This is a genomic window from Dyella jejuensis, from assembly GCF_044904675.1.
Classification (GTDB): Bacteria; Pseudomonadota; Gammaproteobacteria; order Xanthomonadales; family Rhodanobacteraceae; genus Dyella_B; species Dyella_B jejuensis.
The window spans coordinates 1-1,556 of the sequence record NZ_JADIKJ010000047.1 but is presented as its reverse complement, the minus strand read 5'-3'; the positions used below and the strand labels follow the sequence as shown (position 1 = coordinate 1,556).

1 pseudogene is annotated in these 1,556 nt (G+C 65.6%); it reads right to left on the bottom strand.

Going from position 1 to position 1,556, the window contains the following annotated elements:
- Positions 1-1,556 (bottom strand): annotated as a pseudogene (locus ISP15_RS18185) (hypothetical protein); the annotation flags it as partial.

The window sequence follows — 1,556 nt, the reverse complement described above, 5'->3', positions numbered from 1 at the left end:
AGCGGATCGTAGGCATAGGTCTCGGTAGCCGGACTCGCACCGGGTGCATTGCCAATCGCCGTGATATCCCCCATCGCATCCCTTGCCACGTGCAGGGTGAACGCCGGACTGGTCAGGTCGGTGAGCCGGTAGTTCGCATCATAGGTGCGGGTGACGGTTTGCCCGTTGCCGAGCGTGTAGCTGGCGACCGGTCCGAATGGCTGGTAGGTGACGTTGCTCACCACCGTACTGGCGGTGCCGTTGGGCGGGGTAACGGTGATGGACTGGATGCGCCCATCGCCATCGCGCGTGTAGCCCACCTGCGTACCGTCCGGGTACACCATGCCGCTCAGCCGACCCGCCGCCGTGTAGGAATAGCCGATGGTATCCGTGCCCGCCGCGGTGACCTGCTGCTTCTGGATCACCCGGCCCCATGCGTCGTAGCAGAACACCGTGGTGACGCTGTTTTCGATGATCCGGGTGAGCCGTCCCTTCGGGTTACTGGCGCTGCATCCCGTGACGCTGTTGGCCTCATCGTAGGCGTAGGTCACGTTCTGCGTGGTGTCGGGGTAGCTCGTGCTGGTCAGGCGATTGAGGGCGTCGTAGGTGTTTGTCGCGGTGATGCCCCTGGCATCGGTGCGGGTCAGGACGTTGCCCGCCGCATCGAACGTGCGGGTGGTCGTGCCCGTGTCCGGACTGCTCTGGCTGGTGAGGTCGGACAAACCATCGTAGTGGTTGATGGTGTTGAGGTTGCTCGGATCGGTGACTTGCGTGAGGCGATCCAGGCTGTCCAGGGTAAAGCCCGTGGTGGTGTTCTGGGTCGCAGTATCGCTACCGTTGTAGTTGTCGATCGTCTGCACCAGCCGGTTGAGCGCGTCGTAGCCGAGCTGGCGTTGCACGCCCAGCGCATCGGCGCTTTGCACCAGGTTGCCGTTGGCGTCGTAGCTGGTGCTGGCGCTGGCGTTGAACACGCTGTGGTTGAGGCCATCGACCACGCCGGTGAGCTGGCCCAGGGTGTTGAAGGTGCGGCTGAGGCTCTTGTGCAGGGTGCCGTTGGCATCGAACACCTGCTCGGCGGTTTTGTCGCCGGCGGCGTCCAGGGTGTAGTGGATGGCATTGCCTTCGGCATCGGCGATCTGGATCAGGCGATGGGCCGCGTCATAAGTGTAGGTGGTGGTGAGGCCGTCCGCATCGGTGATGCTGGACACCGCGCCGTAGGGGGTGTAGCCGAAGGTGGTCTGGCGCCCGCCAACCGTGCGCGTGGCGAGCCAGCCGCGCGGGGTGTAGGTGAGATCGGTGTTGACGCCGTTGGCATCGGTGAGGCGGGTAATGCGGCCATCGGCGTCGTAGGAGGCGACGGTGGTGACCTGGCCGGCCGCATCGGTGACGGTGTGCAGGTCGCCGGGCTGGTAGCAGGCCGCGCCGGGCGTGCCGCAGTTCACCGCGCTGGCGGCCAGGTAGTAGCTGTAGGTGGCGGTGGACGAAAGGTCGGTGCGTGGGCCGGTGACGGCAAGCAGCAGGCCGGGCAGCGGGCATTGCACGGTGTCGACGGTGGTGCAGTAGGTGTAGGTGGTGCG